The sequence below is a fragment of the Acanthopleuribacter pedis genome, assembly GCF_017377855.1.
GTDB classification, from domain to species: domain Bacteria; phylum Acidobacteriota; class Holophagae; order Acanthopleuribacterales; family Acanthopleuribacteraceae; genus Acanthopleuribacter; species Acanthopleuribacter pedis.
This window is the reverse complement of sequence record NZ_JAFREP010000033.1, coordinates 1-25271: the sequence shown is the minus strand read 5'-3', so window position 1 is coordinate 25271 and position 25271 is coordinate 1. Positions and strand designations below refer to the sequence as shown.

Below are 25271 nucleotides of genomic sequence, written 5' to 3'. Positions count from 1 at the left end.
AACCCGGGCCGATTTCAAGGAGCATAGTTATCCCAAGCAACCCGAACCCTCGGGTCAACGACCGGGTTAGATCCTTTTTCTCACCTATTTGCATCCCTACCCCACCGAAGCGCGTATATGATGACAGAACCATCCCTTGATCTTTTTTCAGGCTTTTTTACGCGGGTTAAACAATAGCCCCGGTGTCTCAACTTTTGCGTGGAGGTGTGTGTTGCAGATTGGGTTTTCTCAACCACAACGTTTAATTCCTATTTTTTTGTTCGTCTGCTCGGCGCTGTCCCTACAAGCAGGCGAAGATTGGCCCCAATTCCGCGGGCCCCATCAGAACGGCACGTCAACTCAAGCCAACCTGATTCAAAGCTTTCCAGCAGACGGCCCCAAGGTCGCCTGGCAAGTACCGATCGGCCCCGGTTTTAGCGGGATCGCGGTTGAGGGCAAATTTTTGGTCACCCAGTTCTCCGACGGCGCGGAGGGTGAACGCAAAGAATATGTCGCCGCCTACAACATCAAAAACGGCAAAGAACGCTGGCGCGCCGAGCTCGGCAACGAGTTTGTGAACCAGTTCGGCAACGGCCCCCGTTCCACGCCCTCCATCGCGGAAGGGAAAGTGGTCGCGCTTGGCTCCTACGGCCACTTGGTTTGCCTGGACCTCAAGAAAGGGAATACCTTGTGGAAACACGATCTGGTGGGCGAAAACGCCGAAACAACCGTGCCGCGTTTTGGTTTTTCCACCTCGCCCCTGATCGATAACGGGCAAGTCCTCGTTGACCTGCCAGGTCAAAATGAGAAGGGGTACCTGGCCGTTTCCCTTGTGGACGGCAGCGAAGTTTGGCGCGGGATTCCCGCCGGTAACGGCTACATGTCACCGGTCGCGGTCGACTTCAACAAAAACCGCCAATACATCATTTTGAGCGGCCCCCAACTCAGCGGCATCGACGCCAAAGGCAATGTCCTGTGGCAAACAGAATGGACCCCGGGCGGCGTGGCCAACCCACTGGTCGTCGGCGACAACCGCGTGTTTGTTTCCGCTTCCGGCGATGTCGGCGGTTTGATGGTCGAAGTCGACGCCACCCAAACGCCCGTCGCGGTCAAAGAAGTGTGGCGCAACCGCGCCATGAAAAACCACTTCAACTCATCGGTCACCGACGGCAAACACATCTACGGTTTCGACAATGCCACGCTCAAGTGCATCACGGCCGCGGACGGAAAAACGCGCTGGGCCAAACGGGGCTTCGGCAAAGGCTCCCTGATCCTTGCCGACAACCGCTTGTGGATCATCAGCGACCGCGGCGATTTGGTGGCGGTCAAAGCCCACGGTGAAAAGTACGAGGAAATCGGGAAAAGCCCCATTTTGGAAGGTAAATGCTGGACGGCCCCTTCCCTGGCGCAAGGCCTGCTCCTCGCCCGTAACGGCACCCACATGACCGCGATCCGGCTGAAATAAGGAGGTTACGTCGTGGCACATTTTATTCGAACCAGCGTCCTCTTCGTCTTGTCGGCCTGTGTCTCCATCGCGTGGGCCGAGGACGGCGACGCCATTGTCCAAGCCCACCTCAAAGCCCGCGGCGGCGCGGCGGCCTGGGCCAAGGTCAACACCCTACAACTCGAAGGACAGTTCACCGGGTTCAGCATCACCCACCCCTTCGTCCTCCAAAAGCAGCGCCCCAACAAAGTCCACATGCGCTGGACCTTGGGCGACAACCCCATGGAAATGGGCTTTGACGGCCAGTCCGCCTGGTGGTCAAACCCTTGGTACGGCACCGACTGGATTACGCCGATGGGCGCGGTAGACCGCGGTTGGCAACGCATGTACCATCCCATGGCCACCCCCTTCTTCGATTACAAAGCACACGGCCTCACCATGAGCTACAAGGGCCGCGGCGATTTGGACGGCCAAGAAGGTTTTGTGTTTGAGTTCAACGGCGAAGACGGGTATGTGGAAACCTGGTACCTGGATCCCGATACCCATTTGGAATTCGCGCGCGTGGCGACGGGCTCCGAGTTCGGCCGCCCAACCGTACAAAACACCTGGTTTGACGATTTCAAAAAAGTCGGTGATCTGGTGGTACCGCACCGCATTGAATCCGAATTCCACACGCGCCACCGCGTATTGGAAGTGGAAAAGGTCACGGTGAATCCCGACTTGGGCGCGACCTCCTTTGGACGCCCCACCCCCGAGCCGTTAAAACCGCTCATGGCGATGGAAGGGACCTGGCAGGTTTCGGTCAAACAACGATCATCACCCCGCCAACCCTGGGACGAACACCAGGTTACCTCGGTCATTCACCGCGCGTTGGACGGGCAAGTCCTACAGGAAACGGTTGCTTATGGGAAACGCGTCCCGAGGGAAATGTTCAGACAATATAGTTATGATCGTAGCCGCGACCGATTACTCATCATGCAAACGGATAATTACGCAAATAACACGGCCATTCTCGCCGGCGCTAAAACGGAAGACCAATGGCAATGGGACAATACCAAAACCGATAGCGCCTGGAAGGCGGGCGCGCAAACGATCATGGACCGCGTCACCTTAAAAGAACTCAGTGACACGGCCTTTAAGTTGGAATGTGCCTCGTCCCGCGACGAAGGCGAAACCTGGGAAGTCCATACCGAATTGAGTTACCAACGAAAATAAAGTCGGCACCAAGTACGACATGCCAAAAAGGGTGGGTTCGCCAAGCGCGGCCCGCCCTTTTTTGGGTTAATGAAGAAGCTGGATGGGTTTTGGTGAATCGCGGATAAACCAGGTCATCCGGCGGATGGATAACGCGCGTTGGCACATTGCCAACAGGCATTAAATTGCCCCTCCAGCTGCTCACCACAAGACGAACATGTCCATGATTCAAGGATGATGGAGACCTTGCCCGTGGCGCGACGAACCAATTGCTTGGCCAGATTTACCTGGTCTTTTTCAACCACGTAGATCTCCATCGGACATTTGTAAGGTGGCACCTCGCCGGCGGCGGTGCCCAGCCCCATCAGGTGTTCATCTTTGGTAAAGTACTCAATATCTTTAGCTTCCAGCAAACTCTGTAGATAGCGCAGCTCAGAGAAATCATTGGTGGCGTGAATTCTATGCATGTCACCCCCGTATGGAATCAGCGTGTGAAGGGTGGACAACGCCGGCCCAACACGGCCAAGCGCGGACAAAATATTGCCTTAAACGAGCAGGGATGAAGCTGCATAGATAATTCAAAGCATCGATGATCGAAAAATCGACTTTATTTCCCTTGTTTAACCGCCCATCACAACGGTTTCTCATTCTGTACGAGCAGAATGAAAGTGGCTCTGGAAGGGTATTTTATCAAGACTGCTCTCAATTTTTGCAAAAAATTTGCCGCGCCCCGCCAAAGGAAAAATTTAACCAAGGTACATTCTCAAGGATAACTCAGTCACAACCCCAGCGGGGAGACGCCTTTTCCCTGGCTATCTCTCGGAGGAAAACCCAGGGCCTTTGGCAAGATTACGGTGAGAAAACACAACAACAGGGCCCTTGCTTTACACAACCTTTTCACAGAAGCATCGGCCACCAAAAAACCGCCATTCGATCCACAAATACCGCCCGCCGACACAGGTTCTCCCACCCCAATCCTGCTTCAATCGTTTTTAGTTTGTCCACTTGCGCCGCGCGTACTTTACACTTGAGGCGGTATGAGGCTGCAGATGCTAGGGTTCCTGGGTTGTTTTCCCAGCGAGCTTGGAGGCACGCATCTCAAACCTTTCCCACCGCATTGCATTCGATGCCCGCGGCGCTTTATTCGCGACGACCACGGGAAAGGCGCATAACGCAACCTTTGGTTGGCATATGCGTGTATGTCTTTTAGACCTAAAGTGTGCGATTCGCGTGGATGCAATTGTGCAAGTATCGGCGCAGGACGCGCCAAGGTTTGGAGCAGAATGTGTTGAAAAAAGTGCACCGGGGTCGCGTACGACGCGTACCTAGAAGGGACGTCGAGCATTTTTTCTGGACGTTGCAGCCCAATGCTTGGTGCAGGACGCGCCGATACTTGGCGCAGGATGCGCCGATACTTGGCGCAGGATGCGCCGATACTTGTGCAAGTGCGCCACCAAGAATTGCCCAATTTCGGTCAGAGGGAATGTCCTATTCAACGACTCGGTCGCGGCAATATGTCCCGCCCTCTGCATCATTTTTGTTTCACCTGAGGAGATTTCCACCATGAACAGCGCTCTTGCAAAGATGGTCACCATCGTTGCGCTCGCGGTATCCTTTTTATTTGCCCAAGTTCCGACCGGCGGCGAGCAGCCAGGCGGAACCAGTTCCACCGCCCTTAGCGTGGTCACCTACAACGTTGAATGGTTAGGGGCTCCCGAGCGCGCCAAACTGGACATTAGCCGCACCGCGCAAATCCGCCAAGCCGCGCAAGACATCATTGACGGCGGCGGCGCGGTCTACGCCCTACAGGAGATTATTGTCGACCCTGTCAACGGCGACGCGTTCACCGATTTGCTTAACGAACTCAACCGCCTCGACAAGGAAACCTGGGCCGGTGGCTACAACGAAAAGTTCTCATTCTGGTGGAACCCCGATTTCACCCGCTTCCCCGCGCAGCGCCAAGCCTTCGTTTACAAGGCCTCGGTTTTCAGCAACGTGCAATTTCAAACGCTGTTAACGGAGGAAGTTCCCGCCGATGACGCGCGTTTTGCTTCCGGCCGACTCCCCTTCATGATGACGGCTGATGTCAAACTCGGCGATACCACCACCCAGATCCGCCTGGTGTGCCTGCATCTCAAATGCTGTAAAGACGGCACAAACCGTCGTCGTGCTTCCATGCACACCTTGGCGGAGGCGCTACACAAAAGCTACCGCAACGATCAGGTCATGGTGTTGGGTGACATGAACGTGGCCGACGCGGGCGGGGCCGACGGTGAAATGGCCGCCTGGGGTTTGTACAGTGATCGCGACAGCAACGGCGTCAAGGATTACAGCCACGCCGCGGGTTCGGTGGCCGACCTCGACTGGAACGACATCGACCACATTCTCATCTCCGACGAATTACTCGATGAATACACGGCAACGCCGGAAAAACAGCGCAACATCACCCTCAAAACCACCCATTCCGACCACCAACCCATCAAAACCACCCTGGTCTTCGCGGGTTCGGGCGGCAGTTAAATCGCCATGCCCACCGACCCAACCCGGGGCAATCACCCGACCCAAAATAAAAAAAGACCCCGGTTCTTGCGAAACCGGGGTCTTTTTTGTGTTTTATCCGCGTGTAACGCCGCGGGAAGGGTGATTAGTTGGCCAGCTCGTAGCAAAACAGGTTGCCTTGCTCGCGCAGGTACAACTTGTTGTGGGCGATGACCGGATGGGACCAACTGAAGTTGCCCACGTCGGGAATCATGAACTTGCCTTTTTCCTTGTAACCCTCGGGCGTGGCTTCAATCAAAACCATTAACCCGTTTTGGTAACGGAAGTACAGGTGCCCGTCGGCCATGGAAATGGCGGCGGAACCTATGCCGTCGTTGCGCTCGGGTCCCCACTTCTTTTCGCCGGTTTTGAGATCGACACACACGGGGAATCCCTTGTTATGGGCGGTACCCAGGTACAGGTGGTCTTTGTAGAGAATCACGCCGCCGTGGTGGTTTTGCAACTCTTTGCCGGTCAGGAAGTAAACTTCCTCGGCCATAACGCCGTTGCCTTTTTTCTTGAGCTTGAGCAGGGCGCTGCCGGTGCCGTAACCGGTTGAGGTGAACACATAGTCACCGCTGATCACGGGCGTGGGGATGTTGGCGATTTTGTTGGAAATCCGGTCGTAGCTCCACAGGAAACGGCCGTCTTTGGCGTCGAAACCCATGATGCCGCGGCCCATCAACTGGACATACTGTTTCACACCGGCGCCGTTGGAAATCACCACGGAAGAATAACCGGCGCCATCGTCCCCTTTCTCACCGTTGTAGGTGTAGGAGGATTTCCAGATTTCCGCGCCGGTTTTTTTGTTGAGTACCACCAGCGCGGCGTCGGCCATGCCCGGGGTAACCACCACGCGATCACCGTCGATGAGGGGTGATTCGGAGAATTTCCACTCGTAATTGTTGCCGGCGGCCATACGGGCCCCGTACTTTTTGGCGAGATCAACGCCCCACACTTCTTTGCCGTCTTTGGCAGACAAACACACGAGCCGGCCGGCGGTCGAGATCGCGAAGATATGGCCGTCGTCATAGGTGGGGGTAGAGCGGGCGCCACCGTATTGGTCCACCCAGGCGGTGCCGACCTTGGTACGCCACAACACCTTGCCGTCTTTGCTGCTCGCGGCAATGACAAACTGTTCCTCGCCGACATCGCCCATGGTGTAGACGGCGTCGCCAACCACGGCAAGCGAGCTGTAACCGGAACCGAGGCCGGAATTGCGCCACAGCAATTTCGGGCCGCCCTCGGGCCAAGATGTGATTAATTTTTTCGCGGGACTAATGCCGTCACGGGCGGGGCCACGCCACTGAGGCCAATCGGCTTTGCCGGCGGCCAAGGCGGGCATGCCGCCGACGATCAGCAAGCAGCTAATCCAAAAAACGCGGAATCGGTAAACACGATCCATCGTATCAAACCTCCAAAATGGGATCTTAAGGCACATCACACACCGAGACGACGCCACATAAGCCACCCAAAAAACGGGCTCACACGCCATGTGGGCAACCGGGTCAAACACCGAAAGGGATGTTTCTGCGAGACACCATGGTAGACATTGATGCACATACTGAGACGTTGCTTCTTACGCGAAACCGAACCACTTGGTTTTCACCAGGCCCATGTCGCCTTGGCCACGCGAACGCGACCAAGGCCAAACATGAAGGATGAACCTTAAACGTTAAGAGGCGATGTATGCACTTGATGTGTGTAGACACCCACAAACACATGCACGTGCTGACTGGGAATGTCAAAACGGTAGCAGGGTTCGTTGGATCCTGGAAACAGGGGCCAGCGCAAGGTAATGCGATCAAGTTCGCCGTCAAAACCGGCTTTTTGAGCCAAGTTCTCGGCAACCTTTAAGCGCATGGGCACAGGAAAAGGAATGACACGGTCCTCAAGCCAACCGGCGTCAATGTGACGGGGTGTTTCGAAGCCGTTTGCGCCATGCACCAAAAGAACGGTGCCGCGCGTGGCGGGATCGTTGTAAACGAAACGCCAGGCGTCGCTTTCTTGGCGACGCCATTCGGCCTCACAGAACTGAGCCTGAGGAAACTCTTGCAGGACGAGATGACGACCTTCTTCAAGAATTGAAAGGAGGTCTTGGTTTACAGACATGCTGTACCTCCCGAAGAACAAATATGACGTTGGGTCACGGCCTAAAGTGGGTGATTCGGGCGGGACCCATCGCACGCCTATCGACGAAGAACGCACCGAGATCCGGCACGAAATGGATTGGTCAAAGCCACCGGGGTCGCAAACAACGCGTACGCGGAAGGTACGGCGAGCATGGTTACTGCACGTTTGCAGCCCGGCAGGCTGTGCGCGTGCGCCGCTAGGAAGCGCTCACTTTAGGAAGGAAAACCGGGCTGAGTATACGCAAGCTGAGACGCAAATGCAATGTACAGGCTCACCCTTTGCCAGACCGCCTCTTTTACGAAACCAATCCTGGGGTGGGGCTTGTTTTTCACACCCGCTAAAAACGCCTCATCCTTCTCAAAAACAACCACTTACGCATGACACCACAAAGACGCATCCGCTCCACCGAAAAGACGGCACGGCACGTCTGGGAGACGCGCTTCACGTCAAACACTTCATAAACAATCTTTTAGGTAAGTCAAAATACCGGCACCGGGACAAAAGCCACTCATCCGTGATTTTTTGGTGAGAAAAACACAACGGAGCGACCGTCTTCCCGGACAAAAGGGGTGGGGTGGACCGGAGCGGCCGAGCATCACCGTCGGGACACCCGGCTTCACGCTGAACCTTGATTTAGGGGGTCGGCGCGGTTTCCGGCGTCCATTCGACGAGGGTCCAGGCGGCGGCGTAACCGGCGGCGGCCTGTACGCGGATCATATCCTCGGCGACATAAGGCAAGGGCAGCTCCAGGTGAACCAGACTGCGTTGCCATTGGGTGATTTGATCGAGGAAGCGGTGCAGGCTTTGGCTGGTTTCACCGGACCCGCTGACGTGGGCCAAACCGGCGGTCATGGACGCCAATTGCTTGCTGAACGAGGCGCGGAAGGCCTCGATCTTGATGCGTTCCTCCTCGGCCATCCGTTTGGCCTTGCGGGCGCCAAGCGGAACCCGAAAACCCGCGGTCACATTGCGGTCTTCTTGGAAGTTGTCACGAATGGCGAGGCGTTCTCGTTGATCCGCCTCCTCGCGCACCTTCATTTGGGCCAGGCTGTCGCCGGGATCGGGTTTGGTAGGCAGGGTGCTTTCCGGCACAAATTCGAAGGGAAACTCCAGATTGTAAACTTGCAAACCGGTTTTGCGCAGCAGGGGCAACAGATCCTCAAGTTGACTGACCTCGTCGGTGAGTTGGTGGGTTAGGATGAGCGCTTGGTGGGGCAGGCTCCCGTGTTGTTTCATGTGGGTCAGGGCGTCCATCAGGTAACGAACGGTGAAGAAGTTGGCACGTGGCGAGCTGGGTTCCAGCGCCAGCAAACAGGCCTGAATCAGACTTTTGCGGGTGGTCGGCGCCACCAACAGCTCGGGCCGGTGGGAAATTTGGACCACATAAATCATGTCGGTGGCTTGGGTGTTCTTTTGCAGCCACACCAACAACGCTTGGCGGATGCTGTTCCAGGCGGGCGATTTCAGCAGTGGATCGTTGACGACGATGCCCCACATCTTGGGCAAGCTGGTAAAGGGTGTCGCTTTGGTGGGCGGGATTTTGGCGCCCTCGACAAACACCTCGATATCCACGCCTTCGATTTTGCCGTCGGGCACACGGGTGCCGACAACCAGGGACTTTTGACCGACGCGGACCTGGGTAAAGATCCCGGCACGTTTGAGTTCGTAGGCGGCGGAACGGCGGCGGCCGTTCTCCTCGAAGGCGAGGCGCAGACGGGCGTTGCGACCCCAATCCAACGGGGACCAGGTGAAGGATCCGTTGCGACTGGCGAGGTAAGGCGTGTCATTCACAAACAAAAACTGCAAATTGCCTGGCGCGTTAAATTCGAGGCGTTCCAGTTGCAGGTAATCCTGGCCGGCCTGTTTGAAGGCGGGTTTTGAGGCGGCGTCCGCCGCGGCGAAGTTGGTTCCGCCAACGGAGAACGGCATGGTCCCGTTGTTTTCGGGTCCGAGTGCAATGAGGCGAAAGGCGGGATCGCTTTGGGCGGGCAAGTCGAAAACGGCCCAGCCGTCGGCGCTAAACAAAAATTGCAGGGCCTGACCGGCGCCTTGTTGGTTCTCTAGCAGGACCTGGGGCCGCGTTTCGCCGAGTTGCTGGACCAAAACCCGGCCGGCGCGGGCGGGGTCGTAGGCGCGGGCGGGTTGGTAGCGGTCACCGCCACAATCGATGATGCCGGCCTCGGCGGCTTCAATGCCGGCGGGACGCCATTGTTGGCTCATGATGGGCGTACCGATGCGTTTGGCTTCACGGGGCAGCGAGGCCAATGCATATTCCGCCCGAATCCCTTTCGCCATAAACCCATTATACACAAGCATTTCCGCATGGTAGTAGCCAGGAGGTAGGTTGACCTCGAAATGGAGTTCGTCGTCCTCGGTGAGACGGGACCAGGTAGCCGCGTGACGTATCAACTCCGCATCCAAAGCTTCGCGAGGCTGTTCAGGATCATTTTTGAGGTACACCAACATTTCTAAATGGCGGCGGCCGAGGTGGGTTCCCTCACGCGCGTAGGCCTTCATTTCGGCGGGTACTTTGATGGTGAAATTGTAGGTGTTGCCGCTGGGGTTGGGTTGCGACCAGCTTTGCAGCACTTCGCTGTCGATAAAGGCGAGATCCTCGGGTAAACGGGTGCGGCCGAAGCTGTTGTCGCGGAAATCGTAACGCAGGGCGGGCTGCTTGACCATGGCGCCTTTGAGGTTGTCCCATAATTCGTCGCTTTCGCCGGTGAGCCGTACGTTGCCGCTGCCGGCGGGCAGAAAGTAAAAAGAATACTGGGGGTATTTCCAGACGCGCGGTAGGCGTGGGTTGGTCGGCTGCCATTCGATTTCCTTGGGATAGCCGAGATGGTAGGCGATTTGGTCACGCACATCGCCGTGGGGTTCCGGTGCAAAAAACGAGGGTAGGTAGAGGCCGGTGGCCAACCAGTCGTCGGGTTTCTCGGCGCGACGGGCGACAAAATAGCCTTGGAAGCGGATTTTCTCGCGCTGATCGAGGCGGTCGTAGAGGTCCTGTTCGGCGCGGGTCATCCAGGGTCGCGCCATGTTTTCCCAGCTCCGGTTGGCGGGTTCGGTTAGCGACTGCATCCAGAGGGTGCCACACAACATTATCAAAAGGGTCATCGTTGCTCCTTCCAAAAAAACGACAGATCACCACGCGGCAAACCGAAGCAAGTCGATTCGACCCAGCACCGTGCCCGCGTGCAAGGAAAAAGGATGCGGCCGGAGGGGCCGCCACCGGATTTCCGTGGCGGAACATCTCGGCCGGGGTGCGGACAACGGCAAAAGCCGTGCAAGTGCCAAAAACGCGTACCGTCAAGCTTAGCGCTTTCGCGGTTTCGGCTCAATCATGTCAGGCCCGAAAGGCGCCAAAGTATGCGAAAAAGATGCTTGGCTTAGGTTCCAACGCCGAGCAGGGGGGCCGGAAACCGCCAAACATTGTCGGCAAGGATGCGGTGGCCTTCCTTGGTGGGTCTGCGAAAAGATGCTTGGCTTAGGTTCCAACGCCGAGCATGGGGGCCAAAAACCGCCAAACGTTGTCGGCAAGGATGCGGTGACCTTCTTTGGTGGGATGGATCCCATCCTCCAAATTCAGTTCAGGCCGGCCGCCGACCCCTTCGAGCAGGAAGGGAATGCGTTCGGCCTCGTTGTTTTCGGCCAAGGTCACAAACATCGCCTCGAACTTCCGGCTGTAATCGTCGCCCATGTTGGGCGGTACCTTCATGCCGGCAATCAACAGCCGCACCTTCGGGTTTTTGGCTTTGGTCTGATCGATAATCGTCTGCAAGTTGGCCAAGCTGCTGTCGACGCTGAGACCGCGCAAGCCGTCGTTGGCGCCGAGGGCGAGCACGAGAATGTCGACGGGTTGGCGCAACATCCAATTGACGCGGCGCACCCCGCCGGCGGTGGTATCGCCGCTCACGCCGGCGTTGATGATCTGGACCTTGAGGCCGGCGGCATCGGCTTTTTCCTGCAGGATGGAAGGAAAAGCGAATTCTTTGCCCAAGCCGTACCCGGCGGTCAGGCTGTCGCCCAGGACAAGCACCCGCGTGGTTTTCCCCGACTCAGCAGCCGTTACCGGGGTGGACACCAGGGCGAAAAAACACCCTACTAGCAGGATAAACCCCGTCATCGCTGTTTTTATGCGCTTTTGAAACAAGCGGCCTCCCGGTTCGTTGAATAAGGGATGCACCCTCGGCCTGTGGCGCGGTCGTCGCACATGGGTTAGCGTTAACGACGTGGTGCAGCATCCATTTCAACACGGGATACGAAGGAATACAAAAGAAGGTTTGGTCGGTTCATCGCCCGCCCATGCTTGGGTCACTTTTTTCTCACAGCACCGTTTCATGATGAAGGATTAAACCGAAGCGGCGCCACAGCTGTTTTAACCGAATCGCCCGCGTGGGCACCAAATGGATGTGAAACCGAACCAGAGCCCGCCGCTACGCGGTGCGCCGTCCAGGGAGCTAGCATGAACGAAATCTTACGGGTCGCCCAAGTCGCCAAGCGTTACGAAAGCGTCGGCCGGAGCGTCGACGTCTTGCGCGACACCAGTTTCACCCTTTACGCGGGAGAAAGCGCGGCCATCGTCGGGCCCTCGGGCAGCGGCAAAACCACCTTGCTCGGCTTGTGCGCGGGCCTGGACACACCCACCAGCGGCAGCTTAACCCTGCTGGGCGCCGATTTGGCGGCAATGAGCGAAGGAGAACGCGCGGCCCTGCGCAACCGCAAGGTCGGTTTCATTTTTCAGTCGTTCCACCTCATGCCCAGCTTGACGGCCTTGGAAAACGTCACCCTGCCGCTGGAACTGCTCGGACGCGGCAACGCGGAACAAGCGGCAATCACCCTCCTGGACCAAGTCGGGTTGGCCGACCGACGCCACCACTACCCGGCCCAGCTCTCCGGCGGTGAGCAGCAGCGGGTCGCCATCGCCCGCGCCTTCATCAACCAACCCGAGATTCTGTTCGCGGACGAACCCACCGGCAACCTCGACCTGGAGACCAGCGAACGCATCACCGACCTGTTGTTCACGCTCAACCGCGAGCAAGGAACCACCCTGCTGTTAATCACCCACGATTTGGAATTGGCCAAAAAGACCGGTCGCTTGTTCCGCATCAACCACGGACAATTGATGGAAGAAACGAACCAACAAGCCCAAATCGCGGAGGTTGCCCTGTGACGGAAGGCGAACGAACCGGATGGGTCCACGACATCCGCTGGGCCTCACGCCTAGCTTGGCGGGACAGCCGCGGCGCTAAGGGCAAGGGGTTTCTGTACGCGCTCAGCATGGCGCTGGGCATCGCCACCTTGGTGGCACTGGGTTCCTTCGGCGCGGACATGCGCCAAGCGCTCGCGGGCCAGACCAAAAACCTGTTGGGCGCCGATTTGGTGGTTTACAGCCGTCAACCCTTTAGCGAAACAGCCCAAAAACTGCTGACCCCGCTGCCCGGCCGCCGTGCCGAAACCAAACGCTTCGGCACCATGGCCCATTTTCCCAAAACCGATCAAGCCGTCCTCAGCCGCATCCGCGCCATGGGCGACGGGTTCCCCTTTTACGGCGAGATTTTGACCGAGCCGGCCGATGCCGCGGCCACCTACCAGCAAGGTCCGCGCGCCCTGGTTGACGCGGTGCTGTTGGAGCGGGTCGGCGCCCAAGTCGGCGAGGAAATCCGACTCGGGCAACAAACCTTCACCATCCACGGCAAAATCCTGGAGACACCGGGCGTGCCGCCGGCAGCCTCGGTGATGGGTCCCCGCGTTTACATTTCGCTCGATTATGTGGCGGCCACCGGTTTGCTCCAACAGGGTAGCCGCGTTTTTTACAGCTATGCCTACCAATTCCCCGACAGCTTCGACGGCGACGCCTGGGTGGAAACCAACAAAAAGGACCTGCGCACGGAACGCCTGAGTTGGAGCACCGTCAACGAGCAACGCCAACAGATCGGCGACGACATGGACAACCTCACCGCGTTCCTCAGCCTAACCGCGCTGCTCACGCTGCTGCTCGGCGGCTTGGGCGTCGCGGGCGCGGTCCACTACCACGTCCAACAGAAAACCCGCCAAATCGGCGTGTTGCGTTGCCTCGGCGCCACCGTGCGCCAGGTCGTGATTGTGTACATGATTCAAGTGATGACCATGACCCTGTTCGCCGTCGTCGTCGGTGTCGCCGTCGGCTTGGGTTTGCAACTGTTCTTGCCCGCGCTGATTCGCGAGTTCTTCCCCGTCGCTTTTGAGCCGAGTTTCCAAGGCTACGAGGTCCTGCTCGCGGCGGGCTGGGGGTTCCTGCTCAGTTTCCTGCTGGCCCTCGCGCCGCTCGTCGCGGTACGCCGGGTCAGCCCGCTGGTCAGCTTCCGCGCGTTCCTTAACCCGCCCAAGGCGGATTGGCTGCAATACGCCTGCTACGGCGCGGTCATCCTCATCTGGTTGGTGTTTGCCGTCATGCGTACCGGTTCTTTTCAGATCGGCGGTCTGTTCCTGCTGGGCCTGATCGCGGCAGTCGGCATCCTCTACCTGACGGCCCGTCTCTTGGCGGTCGCGGCCCGTCGCGTCAGCAAAATGGGGCTCCCCTTCACCTGGCGACACGGGGTAGCCTCCTTGTTCCGCCCCCAAAACCAAACCCTGATCCTGATGGTCATCCTCGGCATGGGTATTTTCCTGATCGCGGTCCTGGGCGGCGCGCGCACCATGCTGATCGGTCAATTTTCCGATGTACGCCAACGGGAGAAACCCAACTTTATCGCCTGGGACATTCAGGTCGACCAGCTCGATTCCGTGTTGGCGATTAGCCGCGAGATGGGCGTTGAACCGCAAAACATTACCCCGATTGTGCCGATGCGCATCGAGGCGATTAACGGCAAATCCATCGGTGACCTGCTCGCCACCGACATCCCCCACTGGGCCTTGCGCCGCGAGTACCGCTCCTCCTACCGCGCCGAATTGGGCGATTCCGAGAAGGTGATCGAGGGTGAATTTACCGGACAGGTCGCCGCCGACATCGAGGTCGTCCCGATTTCTCTCGAACAGGACATCGCCGCCGATTTACAAGTGGCGCTTGGCGACCGGCTGACCCTCGACGTCATGGGCATTCCGCTGGAAACCGAAATCACCAGCATTCGCGATGTGGAATGGCAGAGCATGGCGCCCAACTTCTTCATCATCTTCCCCGCGGGCATCCTCGAGGCGGCGCCGCAAATGTTCATGTTCAACGGCCGCACGCAATCCGCCGAACAGGTGGCCGACCTACAACGCGCCATCATTAAGAACAACCCCAACGTGATGTGCGTCGACCTGACGCAAATGGTCAAAACCTTCGACGGCATTCTCGACAAGGCGGCCACGATGGTTCAGTTCCTGGCCGGGCTCTGCATGTTAACCGGTTTGGTTCTGTTGGGCAGCGCCCTGTGGAACAGCCGCTACCAACGCATGGGCGAACACGCCTTGCTGCGCACGCTGGGCGCGCAAACCCGCCAAGTCGCCTGGATCACGCTCACGGAATACCTGCTGCTGGGGCTGCTGGCCTCGTTGACCGGCGTGGTACTGGCCGTGATCGCCAACTGGGCCCTGGGTCTGTTCCTGTTTAAGGTCGATCCCTTCCCACAACCGCTGGTTTTTCTGGTGCCCTGCCTGACGTTGCCGCCGCTGACGCTCCTGTTGGGTTACCTCAGCCATCGCGATTTGTGGCGCACGCCGGCGATATTCGTCCTGCGCGGTGAAAACTAAAAAAGGGTCGGGACGCAACAAGCCCGACCCTTTTGCGCATTTCAATCGCTTCTAACCCATTTTGAGCGATTCAACCGCCACCCTGATCGTGTTTTTCACCACGTCGCCAATCACGTCGGCGTCGGGGAACTCGGCACGGGTGCGGTTCACCAACACCCCGCTGATGCAAGCACCGGCCAAACCGTAAGCCGCGGTTTGGGTCAGCACCGTGCCGGCTTCCATTTCGAAGCTAAGCACGTTGAGGTTTTGCAATTCCTCGATTTTGTTCAACAGCTCGCGATGCACAAACCCTTTGCGAAAAGAGTCTTGGCGGCCTTGGCCCTGGTAAAACGTATCGGAAGAAGCGGTCACACCCAGGTGGTAGGGCAGGCCCAACCTTTCGGCGGCGGCCACCAGGCGGCGCACCATGTGGAAATTGGCGGCGGCGGGAAACTCAATCGGCGCAATGTGGCGCGAGGCGCCGTCCATGCGCACCGCGGCCGTGGTAATAATCACGTCGCCCGGTTCAATGTTGGGCTGAATGGCGCCGGTGGTGCCAATCCGCAAAAACCGTTTCACGCCCAGCAGCGCCAACTCTTCCACCGCAATCGCGGCCGAGGGACCACCGATCCCGGTGGACATCACCAACACGGGTGTCCCGTTGCTGTAACCCAGATAGGACTGGTATTCACGGGTGAAGTTCAGCTTCTTGGCGTCGTCGAGGGTTGCGGCAATTTTGGGAACACGGCCCGGATCCCCTGGAATCAGCGCGATTTCCGCGCCCTGGATGTCTTCACGATTGATACCCAAATGAAAAACGTCGTGGTTGCCTTCTGACAAAGGAGCCTCCTAAAATTGCCCGTGTTGTTGCCCCAAACGGCGGGGGGCTCCCAGTTTAGCGACAAGCCGACGGCCACGCCAACCGCTTTCGAAGAAGCCACGGGGTAAAATCAAGTTTTCATGTGGAACGGAACTATTTTAGCAGCCTTTGGCAAGGATCACGGCCAAATGGTGGGCGCATCGACGGCGCCAAAACCAAGCCCGCATGTCTCACAAGGAATTCTGCTACGAAACAGAAACCCATGCGATTACGAGGGGGCGGCCATCCGCATTACTTGGTCGAGCCGTCTTCGCCTCAGCTGCTACGCCGATAGGTCGGACCCCAGTGCCGTCTCTCGGTCGTAATCTTCGTACTCACAAGGCTTTCTGCTTCTCGCGACGAATCCTTGTGAGACATGCGGGCCGGCCCGGAAAGTGGTAGACTGAGCGACGAAAAGGACCAAACAAGCATCACCTGGGAGCGTGCCATGGAAACAACCATTCCGAAGGGTCGACGGGGATCGGAAATCCTGCGATGCCCTGATTTTGAGGTCACGCTTACCGAGCAGGACACGACCGAGTTAGACGCCGCCCTGCACCAGGTGAAACAACAGGGCCTTCCGCTTGAGGCCGTCACCCGCGATCAGTTCATTCTGCCCAAACTCGGCCCGCGTTTGACCCAAATCCAACACGATTTGGAACACGGCTGCGGCGCCTGTCGCCTGCGCGGTTTACCGGTCACGCGTTACAGCGTGATGGAATTGGAAATCGTGTTTTGGGGCCTGACCACCTACATCGGGACGCCGCGCCCCCAAAGCGCCGACGGCAAGCGCCTGTTCCATGTCAGTGACGCGGGTTTCGGGGAAAGCGACGCCAAAACACGGGGGCCCAACAGCAACAAACGCCTGCGCTTCCACACCGACCGTTGCGACGTAATTGGCTTTTTAACCGTGCGCCAAGCGCTGCAAGGCGGCGACAATTTGTTGCTCGATTCGCGCCTGCTGTACCACCAAATTCAGGCGCAACGACCCGATTTACTCGAGGTACTCAAGCAGCCCTTTGCCTACCTGCGCCACAACGTCGACACCGCCAACCCCCTCCCCTACATAACCCAACCCATTTTCGCGGTGGAAAACGGCGTGTTTTGCGCCAACGTCTTGCGCGTGCTGATCGACCGCGCCCACAACAGCGGCGTCACCCCACCGATGACCGACCAACAAATCGAAGCGCTCGACCTCATCGACACCCTCGCCGAGGACGAAAACCTGCACCTGCGCTTCCGCCAAGAGCCGGGCGACCTCTTGTTCGTCAACAATTTCATGTTCCTGCACCGCCGCGACGCCTTCACCGATGCGGCCGACCCGAACCAGCGGCGACTCTTGCTGCGCCTGTGGCTGTCGATGCCCAACAGCCGCCCGCTCCCGGAAAGTTTCCGCGGCATGTACCGCAACATCGGGGCCGGCGCCCTCCGCGGCGGCATGCCGACGCGCGCGGAGCAAACCGAATCAGGAAAGGCCTAACAGCCGTCCGGTCAGCGTCCGAACTGTGCCAACCAAACAGTTGTACAACAGATTTGTTGGAACGTGTCGCATCACACCCCTTCAACAAAATCCCCCCGCCGGGGATTAAAGTGCCGCCGCACATCACCGCCCCAACCCGCATTTCTCACAAGGATTCGTCGCAAGAAGCTGAAAACCATGTGAGTACGAAGGTTACGACCGAGAGACGGCATAGGGGTCCGACCTTTCGCGGGGCCGACCTTTCGCGGGGCCGACCTTTCGCGGGGCCGACCTTTCGGCGTAGCAGCTGAGGCGAAGGCGGCTCGACCGAGTAACGCGGAAGGCCGCCCCCTCGTAATCGCATGGTTTTCGGCTTCGTAGCAGAATTCCTTGTGAGAAATGCGGGTTAACCACAAGAGACCCATACCATTCTAAAAAACAGCCCGCGCTTTTTAAGTCCACCTGCCCGAGGTGACGAAGAAGAGAGAAGTACCGGCAAATCAGACAACCGCCTCCCTAAAGCAGGAAACCCTTCGCGATGTTCAGGTGAACCTGGTTCGTTCCGGCGAACCCTTCGCTGCTTTAGTGCAGCGTGCGCCGGTGGCAAGCCCGCATTTCTCCCAAGAGTTCGTCGCAAGCAGCTGAAAGCTTTGTGAGAAATGCGGGCAAGCGTCCTTGGTGATGCCGCGTGGGAACCCGCTACCTGCAATTGGGTTTTCCCGCGAGGAGGATAACCCTGCAGCACGAAGACCCAACCAGCCCATCCCACGAATCCCCAACCCAGGGGCCCGGCCACGCCGCCTCGGCTTATGCACACCCAACCCATATCGGACCCTACACCCTCGTTCGCCGGCTCGGCCGCGGCGGTATGGGCGCGGTTTACCTGGGTGAACGCCGCCAACCCCTGTTTATGCAAGTGGCCGTAAAACTCATCCGCAAAGACGGGGACACCGCCTCGCTGCAACACCATTTCCAGCAGGAACGCCGGCTCTTGGCCGATCTCAAGCACCCCAATATCAGCACCTTGCTGGACGCGGGTACCACGGAGGACGGCCACCCGTGGTTCATCATGGAATACATTCCCGGCACCACCATCGACCGCTGGGCCCAAGAGCGGCAACCCACCGTCACCCAGCTACTCGCTCTTTTTATTAAGGTGGTCAACGCCGTTGGGTTCGCCCACGAACGCGGCATTATTCACCGGGACATCAAACCCAGCAATTTGATGGTCACCCCCGACGGCGAACCCAAACTTTTGGATTTCGGCATTGCCCTCCCCGCCCAACCCGATGTCACGCCCGATATTGCCGGCGCCATGACCCCGGAATACGCAAGCCCCGAGCAGCAAAAAGGGAATCGTCCCTCGCGGAGCAGTGACATTTATGCCTTGGGCCTGCTCCTGCTCCAACTGCTAACAGGGCGCAGACCAAAGAACTGGACCATCACCCCTTTGACCCTGATCGCCACATTACGCGGGCCCGAAACAGCGGAACGGCTGTCTGAAAAGGGAACACTCCCGGCCTCACCGGCCCCCACGACGCGTTTGCCGGAAGTCCTGGCCTACCTGTTGCGCCGCATGCTGGCGCCGAATCCCGCGGATCGTTATTCCGATATCGCAAGCCTGCGACCCGATCTCGAGGACGCCCTGGTTTCCCTGAGCCTCGGCCAAACACGCGAGGACACCGAGCCGGCCACGCAAGGTGATGTCCTGCTGTGGACCCACCCCGATCACGACGCCGCCGCCGTCCCTTTGGATGAATGCTTGCGCGCCGCCGGTTTGTCGGTCTGGTTCGCCGGGCGCAACCTGCAACCCGGCGCTTCCCGCTTGGCCACCCTGTTGGCCGCCCTGCGATCCCACCGAACCTGCTTGGTCTGCCTCGGCCCCGACGGCAAAGGCCCCTGGTCGCGCATGCCCGCGCTCGCCGATGCCGTCACCGCCTTGGTGACCGAGGATCGTCTCCATGCCCGCCTGTTCCTGTTGCCGGGCGCCGAGTGGCACCCCGATGCCGCCGACATCCCCGCGGTCTTGCGCCGTTTACGACCGATGGGGCCCAGCATCGACGAACGCCTCCCACAAAACCTGAGCGAAAACGCGCCGCAAAAACCAAAGGACACCCCCGCCGGATTGGTCTGCCCCTACCGCGGCCTGGAACCCTTCCGCGAGGCGGACCGCGACGCTTTTTTTGGTCGCGAACGCCTCGTCGAACAACTTTTGGACCAAACCCTGACCCAACCCTTGGTCTGTGTCGCCGGGAACTCCGGCAGCGGCAAGTCCTCCCTCATTAACGCGGGCCTCATTCCCGCGTGTCGCGACCGCGGCGATCTCGTTTTGGTGATGCGGCCCGGCACGCTCCCGCTTTCCGCGCTCGCCCACGCGCTCGCCCCCTTGCTTCCCCAGGACCAAAACGAAAACCAACCGAACCGTTTGACGCTGCGCATGAAAACCGCCAAAGAAGCCCTGCATTTTGTGCTCCGTGAGTTAAGCGACCGACACGGTGGGAAACGCGTGCTTTTGGTGATCGACCCATTCGAGGAAGTATTTACCAATGAAGGCACCGGCGCGCGGCACTTTATGGAAAACCTCGACTTCCTGCTTTCCCGCCAACACGACAACCTGGTGCCGGTCCTCGGCATGCGCAGCGATTTCCTGGGTCATTGCGCAACGTGGCCGATGCTGAATGAACTGATCTGCAAACATATGCTCCAGGTCGGCCCCATGAACCGAGAACAGCAGGCACGCGCCATTCGCGAACCGGCCGCCCTAGCCGGCCTTGCGCTGGAACCCGGCTTGACCACCCGTATTTTGGACGACCTGGCCGGGTCCGACGGAGAACTCCCCCTTCTCGAACACGCCCTTTTGGAACTCTTCGAACGCCGCAACGGGCACTTGCTCACCAACGAAGCCTATGCCGAAATCGGCGGCATCGGTGGGGCATTGGCCAGACGGGCCGAGGAAGAATTTGCCGCCGCCACGCCCGAGGAACAGGCCTCCTTACGCCGCCTGTTTGTGTTCTGTTTGGTACACGCCGCCGCGCGGACCAGGCGCCGCGCCACCATGGCCGAAGTCGAACCCTTCGCGCTGGGGCGCCTGTTGGAACGCTGGACCAAAGCGCGGCTGCTCCATATTGGTTACGACGCCGTTCAAGATTGCGACATGGTGGACGTCACCCACGAGGCCCTGATTCGTAAATGGGACCGCGTCGACCGCTGGCTGGAGGAGGACCGCCACCACGTCCATCAGGTTCAGCGCCTGCGTCAGGCGGCACACCACTGGGCGGAGCACGAACGCGACCCGGAGTTACTCCCACGGGGTGGACCACTGCAACGCCTGGAGGAACTGCTCGAAACAGCCGGCCTGCAATTGACCGAGGTTGAACGCGCTTATGTTGAACACGCCGTTGCGGCCAGAACCCGTGCCCGCGAAGCCGAGGAAACACAACGCCGGGCGAAACTTCAGCGCTACCAACAACGCGCCCTACGCGGCCGGCTCCTGGCGGTATTCCTCGTCGTTCTCATCTCGAGTTTCGCGCTCACGCTTTGGGTGCAACTCCAGCGCACCGATCAGGCCCGACAAGACGCCCAACGGGCTACCGACTTTTTGAGCACCTTGATCTCCGAACTGGACCCCGGCACCCAAGGCGACCAAACACTCACGGTCGCCGATATTCTCGACCTGGGCGAGCGGCGTCTCGAGGAAAATTTCGTCAACCAGCCCGAGGCCGGCGCCGACTTGCTGCTCACCATCGCCACCGGCAACCTCAACTTGGCCCGCTACGACATCGCGGAACGACAAATCGCGCGGGTTGCGGCGCTGCGCGAAAAGGCGGATCCCATCGCGCGGGCGGCGGTGTTCAAAGCGCTCGGCCACCTCCACGAGAAACAGGGCAATTACGGCCAATCACGCGAAGCCCTGGAGGAAGCACTCGCCTTGCGGCGCGCGGGCGGCGACCCAGCCGACGGCAAAACCGGCCGCATTTTGATTGAACTGGGTTGGATCCATCAACTCGAAGGCAACTACGAATTGGCCCAGAAGGCATTTGAACAGGCACGAGATCGTTTCGAAACCGTCTTGCCTGGGGACGATGTCCGCCGTGCCGACCCGATCCACCAGTTGGGCAATCTGGCTTGGAAACAAGGCGACTTTCATCGGGCGGAACTCCTGATGCGCGCCGCGTTATCCATTCGAGAAAAGGCCTTGGGGGCGAACCATCCCACCTTGGCCCCCAACTGTAACGACCTGGCCCTGGTTCTCACCGATTTGGGCGAATTGGAGGAAGCCGAACAACTCATGCGACGCACCTTGGCCCTCGATGAAAAAGCCTTCGGCCAAGACCATCCCGAGGTCGCAACCGACCTCAACAATCTGGCCTTCGTGCTCATCGCCAGGGAACAGCCGGAGCAGGCCAAACCGCTGATTATCCGCTCGATCAACATCATGGAGAACATCCATGGACCGGATCACCCGCAATTGGCGACCAGCCTCACCAACTTGGCCATGATCAATTACGAACTCAACCTGTTGCCCGAGGCCGAAACCCATGCGCGCCGCGCACGACACATCCAAGAAACAAGCTATGGCCCGGATCACCCCGAAAACACCACCTACCTCAGTAATTTGGCCCTGATCCTGCGCAACCAGGGTCGCAACGAAGAAGCCCTGCCCTTGCTTCACCGATCGCTTGAAGTGAATGTCAAGGCGCACGGCCCCGGCCACATCAGCTCGGCGCCTTCGCTCAATAATTTGGCGATGGCCCTGCGCGATGCGGGTCGCCTCAAAAAAGCCGTCGATTTACTGCACCGGGCCGTGGCTGTTCAAAGCAAAGCCGTGGGCGAAAACCATCAAAGCGTCGCGAAGTTGCGCGGTAATTTGGCGTGGGTGTTGCGCGAGGACGGTGATTTGGTCGGCGCCGAACAAGCCTACCGTCAGGCAATTGCCGCGGAAAAGGCGACCCTCGGCGCCGAACATGTACGCGTCGGTTACCGCAAGGCCGAACTCGCGGCCAACTTGCTGCAAGCCGGACGGCCCGCGGAAGCAGAAGCCATCGCAAAAGCAGCCGTGGCGTTGCTGGAAGCGGGGTACCCCAAGGGTCACTGGCACCTTCACTACAGCCAAGCCGTCCTCGGTCAAGTGTACGTCTCCTTGGATCGTGAGGCCGAGGGCCGCCCCATGTTGGAACCGGCGCTGGCGAAACTCAACCAAAACCCCGGCATCCACCACACAAAAACCAAAGAGGTCCAAGGTTTTGTCACACGCCTCCAGCAAAATACCGTCGGTAATCCCATCCCCTGACCGGCATGGCTGACCAGACGCAGTCGCACGTGTGGAAAACCTCTTGGCTCGGATAAAAGCGTCTCTCAATGACAACATTAACGAGGTTTAAGGGCGATGGATCGCGACCATCCCATCCCGCCTTTTGATTCGCGATTTGCCGGCATGTGATATCATCGCTAAGTTTGTTATTTGCTCATCTGAATCCTTGACATCAAACACTTTATCCCGTTTTTACCTATTCACCCTTTTTTTCTTTTTACTTATTTCACAACAGCAAGCTGGAGTTTTTCATGCCGCGCCTTGCCCTGTTTTTCTTTTTGTCCGTGCCGATGTTGTTTACTTTCGCGCAGGAAGCCATTTCCCTCGATTTGCAGCCCTATGACCGTTATCAAGCGACGCCGACCGCAACCTTGGCCGGTACCCTGTCGCCCGCCGATTCGGTGCTGTTCCTCAACGGCAACGCCGTGACGCCGGACCCATCCGGGGCCTTTTCCGTCGTTGTTCCATTGATTGAAGGCGAAAACACCTTGCTGTTTCGCGCGACCCATGCCGCTTTACCCGCGCGCACCTTTAAGCATGCCCTGGTTTTTGATCAGACCCCGCCGCGTTTGTTGGTCGATCAGCCCGGCTTGCCGTTTTACACCAATCAAACCACCGTCACTTTGATCGGTCGCGTCGGCGACAATGTGGCCGATCCCTTGCGCCTCACCCGTGACGGCAACGAGATCGCCCTCAACGGTTTTCAGTTTTTTGACCGCGATGTGGCGCTCAGTGAAGGGCGCAACGATTTCACTTATGTGTTGACCGACGCCGCCGGCAATGAGCAGACCCTCGTCGTCACCGTCTACCACCGTGTCGCCGAACCCGAGGTTGCCCTCACCGTACCGCAACGGATCGCCGCCTTTGGCCGCACCACCGTTGCCGTCACACCCGCCGCACCGGATGATCTGGTTTCCCAGGAACTCAGCCTGGACGGGGAAACCGTTTTTCGTGCCGATGACGGCGCTTCCTTTTCGCAAAGCTTCACCCACGCCGGCGACCGCGACCGCATCCCTTTTGCCTACCGCGCCACCGACCGTTACGGCAACAGCCTGCAACGCGACGGCTGGATCACCGTCGATTTCCCGCTGTTTGTGTTTGGCCAAGTTCTTGACGATGCAACCAGTTACCCGCTTTCCGCGGTAACCGTCACCCTGACCTCGCCCAGTACTTCCGTCACCGCAACCAGCGATGGCAACGGCCGCTTCAACGCCACCCTCCAGGGTTCGCCGCTCACCCTGTCCATCGATCATCCCGATTATTTGCCGCTGCAACGCACCGCCGCCGTCACCCGATCCGGCGGCTTGCGCTTCCACGATTTGCGCTTGACCGCGCGCCCCGCCGCGCAATCCCTCGCCTTGCCCGTTGATCTGGCCGGCGTCTCGCTGACCCTTTCCGGGTACAGCGGCGGCGTGCAGGCCTTCGTGTTCAGCGACCAAGCCTTGCCCGCGCTGCTGCCCTTGGGTTGGTCGCCGTTAAAAGGTTTTGCGCTCCTCGGCGCCGGGGGCAACGGGCGTTTGCTCGGTTCCGTTCAGTTCGAGCGCGGCCCGCCCGCCGCCACCCCGCTCGTCCTGCTGCAACAACAAGGCACCGCCTGGCGCGTCCATTCCGTTACCCCGGCCGCGGGTAGGAACCTCGCGTTGGATGTCGCCAACGTTCCCGCCGGCGCTTGGCTCGTTGCCACCCCCGACCCCGGTTCCGCCGTACCCGCGCCCGGCGACCTGCTGCAACGCGCCGCCCTGCACCCCTCTTCCTACACCGATTTCCGTTCCATCACGACCGATCCAGAAACCGTCTCACCCCGCCAAGAAGCCGCCACCCGTGTCAGCCTCTCCGCTACCGGTGATTTTCCCTCCGGCAGCCACGCCGTCATCCGCGCCGATGAAATCCGCCAAACTTACGACGGCGGCAGCGATCTGCCCGCCTATCCGCTCGACATCCTGCTCTACCGCTTCCCCGGCCAAAGCGGCGCCGCCGGCACCCTATCTTTTAAAATGCGCACCACCGCCGACGGCGGGCAAACCCGTTCCGCCACCACCGCCTTCCGCCCCGTCAGCGGGAGCCTCCCCGCGGAAAACTTCTCCTACGACCCAGTCTTTGTTCAAACCGGCCTGACCATCGATTTCGGGCCGCAACCCGATGCCGGCACCCAACCCCGCGCCGTCCAATTACGCGACAATCCCGCGCTGACCCTGCCGCTGCCCGTCGGCGCCACCCAACGCGCCCTGTTCCGTGCCGACTTCAGCCAACCCCTGGCCCAGGCACCCCAACTCAGTTACAGCCACGCCGCCGGCGGCGCCCTGCTCCTGCTGCGCCACGATACCAATCGCTGGGTGCTCGCCGCCCGGCTGACCCATCAAGACGGCACCTGGCGCAACGACCCGGCCCAAACCGACATGACCGAATCCGCCGCCTACGCCCTGGTCCACCTCGCCGAGGCCGTCACCGAACTGCGCGGTTCCATCCGTTTCAACGACGAACCGCAACCCGGCACCTGGCTCTCCAGTGACAGCCATCCCTGGTTCGGCCGCGCCGACACCGCCGGCCGCTACCGCTTTTTCGTCCTTCAACGGGCCGGCGCCCAAGCCATCAACGCCCTCGACCCCGCCACCGAACGGACCGCCGCCGTCGAACTCGCGCCAACCCTCGCCACCGACTTGAT

The 25271-nt window shown here is 59.4% G+C and carries 14 protein-coding genes; 8 read left to right on the top strand and 6 right to left on the bottom strand.

What is annotated here, in order from left to right:
- Window positions 1-211: 211 nt before the first annotated feature.
- Together J3U88_RS27355 and J3U88_RS27350 are read left to right on the top strand one after the other, a co-directional pair.
- Entirely contained in the window at window positions 212-1444 is a 1233-nt protein-coding gene (locus tag J3U88_RS27355; protein WP_207862193.1) for a PQQ-binding-like beta-propeller repeat protein, read from the top strand.
- A 12-nt stretch (window positions 1445-1456) separates the two neighbouring features.
- Complete coding sequence (locus tag J3U88_RS27350; RefSeq protein WP_207862192.1) at window positions 1457-2638, top strand: DUF1579 family protein; 1182 nt, start codon at window positions 1457-1459, stop codon at window positions 2636-2638.
- Between the two features lie 113 nt (window positions 2639-2751).
- Here J3U88_RS27350 and J3U88_RS27345 read toward each other — a convergent pair whose 3' ends face one another.
- Window positions 2752-3084: a putative signal transducing protein gene (locus tag J3U88_RS27345; RefSeq protein WP_207862191.1), complete on the bottom strand. Its 333-nt coding sequence runs from the start codon at window positions 3082-3084 to the stop codon at window positions 2752-2754.
- 1096 nt (window positions 3085-4180) lie between these two features.
- On the opposite strand from J3U88_RS27345, the gene J3U88_RS27340 reads away from it, so the two are divergent.
- Window positions 4181-5137, top strand: coding sequence for an exonuclease/endonuclease/phosphatase family protein (locus J3U88_RS27340; protein ID WP_207862190.1), 957 nt, complete (start codon window positions 4181-4183; stop codon window positions 5135-5137).
- Window positions 5138-5261: 124 nt separating this feature from the next.
- On the opposite strand, the gene J3U88_RS27335 is transcribed toward J3U88_RS27340, so the two are convergent.
- The 4 genes from J3U88_RS27335 to J3U88_RS27320 all read right to left on the bottom strand — a co-directional run bounded on the left by J3U88_RS27335 (window position 5262) and on the right by J3U88_RS27320 (window position 11441).
- Window positions 5262-6560: a PQQ-binding-like beta-propeller repeat protein gene (locus J3U88_RS27335; protein ID WP_207862189.1), complete on the bottom strand. Its 1299-nt coding sequence runs from the start codon at window positions 6558-6560 to the stop codon at window positions 5262-5264.
- Between the two features lie 263 nt (window positions 6561-6823).
- Window positions 6824-7267, bottom strand: coding sequence for a hypothetical protein (locus J3U88_RS27330; RefSeq protein WP_207862188.1), 444 nt, complete (start codon window positions 7265-7267; stop codon window positions 6824-6826).
- A 654-nt stretch (window positions 7268-7921) separates the two neighbouring features.
- Window positions 7922-10405, bottom strand: coding sequence for a hypothetical protein (locus tag J3U88_RS27325; protein WP_207862187.1), 2484 nt, complete (start codon window positions 10403-10405; stop codon window positions 7922-7924).
- 370 nt (window positions 10406-10775) lie between these two features.
- Window positions 10776-11441, bottom strand: coding sequence for an arylesterase (locus J3U88_RS27320; RefSeq protein WP_207862186.1), 666 nt, complete (start codon window positions 11439-11441; stop codon window positions 10776-10778).
- Between the two features lie 312 nt (window positions 11442-11753).
- Between J3U88_RS27320 and J3U88_RS27315 the strand changes: the two genes are divergently transcribed.
- Together J3U88_RS27315 and J3U88_RS27310 are read left to right on the top strand one after the other, a co-directional pair.
- The gene (locus J3U88_RS27315) at window positions 11754-12461 is read left to right on the top strand and encodes an ABC transporter ATP-binding protein (RefSeq protein ID WP_207862185.1); all 708 of its coding nucleotides are present in this window, start codon (window positions 11754-11756) and stop codon (window positions 12459-12461) included.
- Complete coding sequence (locus J3U88_RS27310) at window positions 12458-15001, top strand: FtsX-like permease family protein (protein WP_207862184.1); 2544 nt, start codon at window positions 12458-12460, stop codon at window positions 14999-15001. The genes J3U88_RS27315 and J3U88_RS27310 overlap by 4 nt, the downstream gene beginning before the upstream one ends.
- A gap of 51 nt (window positions 15002-15052) precedes the next feature.
- On the opposite strand, the gene udp is transcribed toward J3U88_RS27310, so the two are convergent.
- A complete protein-coding gene (udp, locus tag J3U88_RS27305) occupies window positions 15053-15820 on the bottom strand; it encodes a uridine phosphorylase (protein ID WP_207862183.1) in 768 nt (255 codons plus the stop codon).
- Between the two features lie 467 nt (window positions 15821-16287).
- Here udp and J3U88_RS27300 point away from each other — a divergent pair, with 467 nt between their 5' ends.
- From J3U88_RS27300 to J3U88_RS27290, 3 genes are all read left to right on the top strand, one after another.
- Window positions 16288-17319 carry a TauD/TfdA family dioxygenase gene (locus J3U88_RS27300; RefSeq protein ID WP_207862182.1) on the top strand — a complete coding sequence of 344 codons (1032 nt, stop codon included), beginning with the start codon at window positions 16288-16290 and terminating at the stop codon, window positions 17317-17319.
- A 667-nt stretch (window positions 17320-17986) separates the two neighbouring features.
- Window positions 17987-22588 carry an nSTAND1 domain-containing NTPase gene (locus J3U88_RS27295; protein WP_207862181.1) on the top strand — a complete coding sequence of 1534 codons (4602 nt, stop codon included), beginning with the start codon at window positions 17987-17989 and terminating at the stop codon, window positions 22586-22588.
- A 272-nt stretch (window positions 22589-22860) separates the two neighbouring features.
- The coding region (locus J3U88_RS27290) for a carboxypeptidase regulatory-like domain-containing protein (RefSeq protein ID WP_207862180.1) at window positions 22861-25271 on the top strand (2411 nt) is incomplete at its 3' end.

Bases quoted from the DNA above. Each gene is read 5' to 3' on its own strand.
- J3U88_RS27345 (WP_207862191.1), bottom strand. From the start codon at position 3,084: ATGCATAGAATTCACGCCACCAATGATTTCTCTGAGCTGCGCTATCTA.
- J3U88_RS27340 (WP_207862190.1), top strand. From the start codon at position 4,181: ATGAACAGCGCTCTTGCAAAGATGGTCACCATCGTTGCGCTCGCGGTA.
- J3U88_RS27335 (WP_207862189.1), bottom strand. From the start codon at position 6,560: ATGGATCGTGTTTACCGATTCCGCGTTTTTTGGATTAGCTGCTTGCTG.
- J3U88_RS27330 (WP_207862188.1), bottom strand. From the start codon at position 7,267: ATGTCTGTAAACCAAGACCTCCTTTCAATTCTTGAAGAAGGTCGTCAT.
- J3U88_RS27325 (WP_207862187.1), bottom strand. From the start codon at position 10,405: ATGACCCTTTTGATAATGTTGTGTGGCACCCTCTGGATGCAGTCGCTA.
- J3U88_RS27315 (WP_207862185.1), top strand. From the start codon at position 11,754: ATGAACGAAATCTTACGGGTCGCCCAAGTCGCCAAGCGTTACGAAAGC.
- J3U88_RS27300 (WP_207862182.1), top strand. From the start codon at position 16,288: ATGGAAACAACCATTCCGAAGGGTCGACGGGGATCGGAAATCCTGCGA.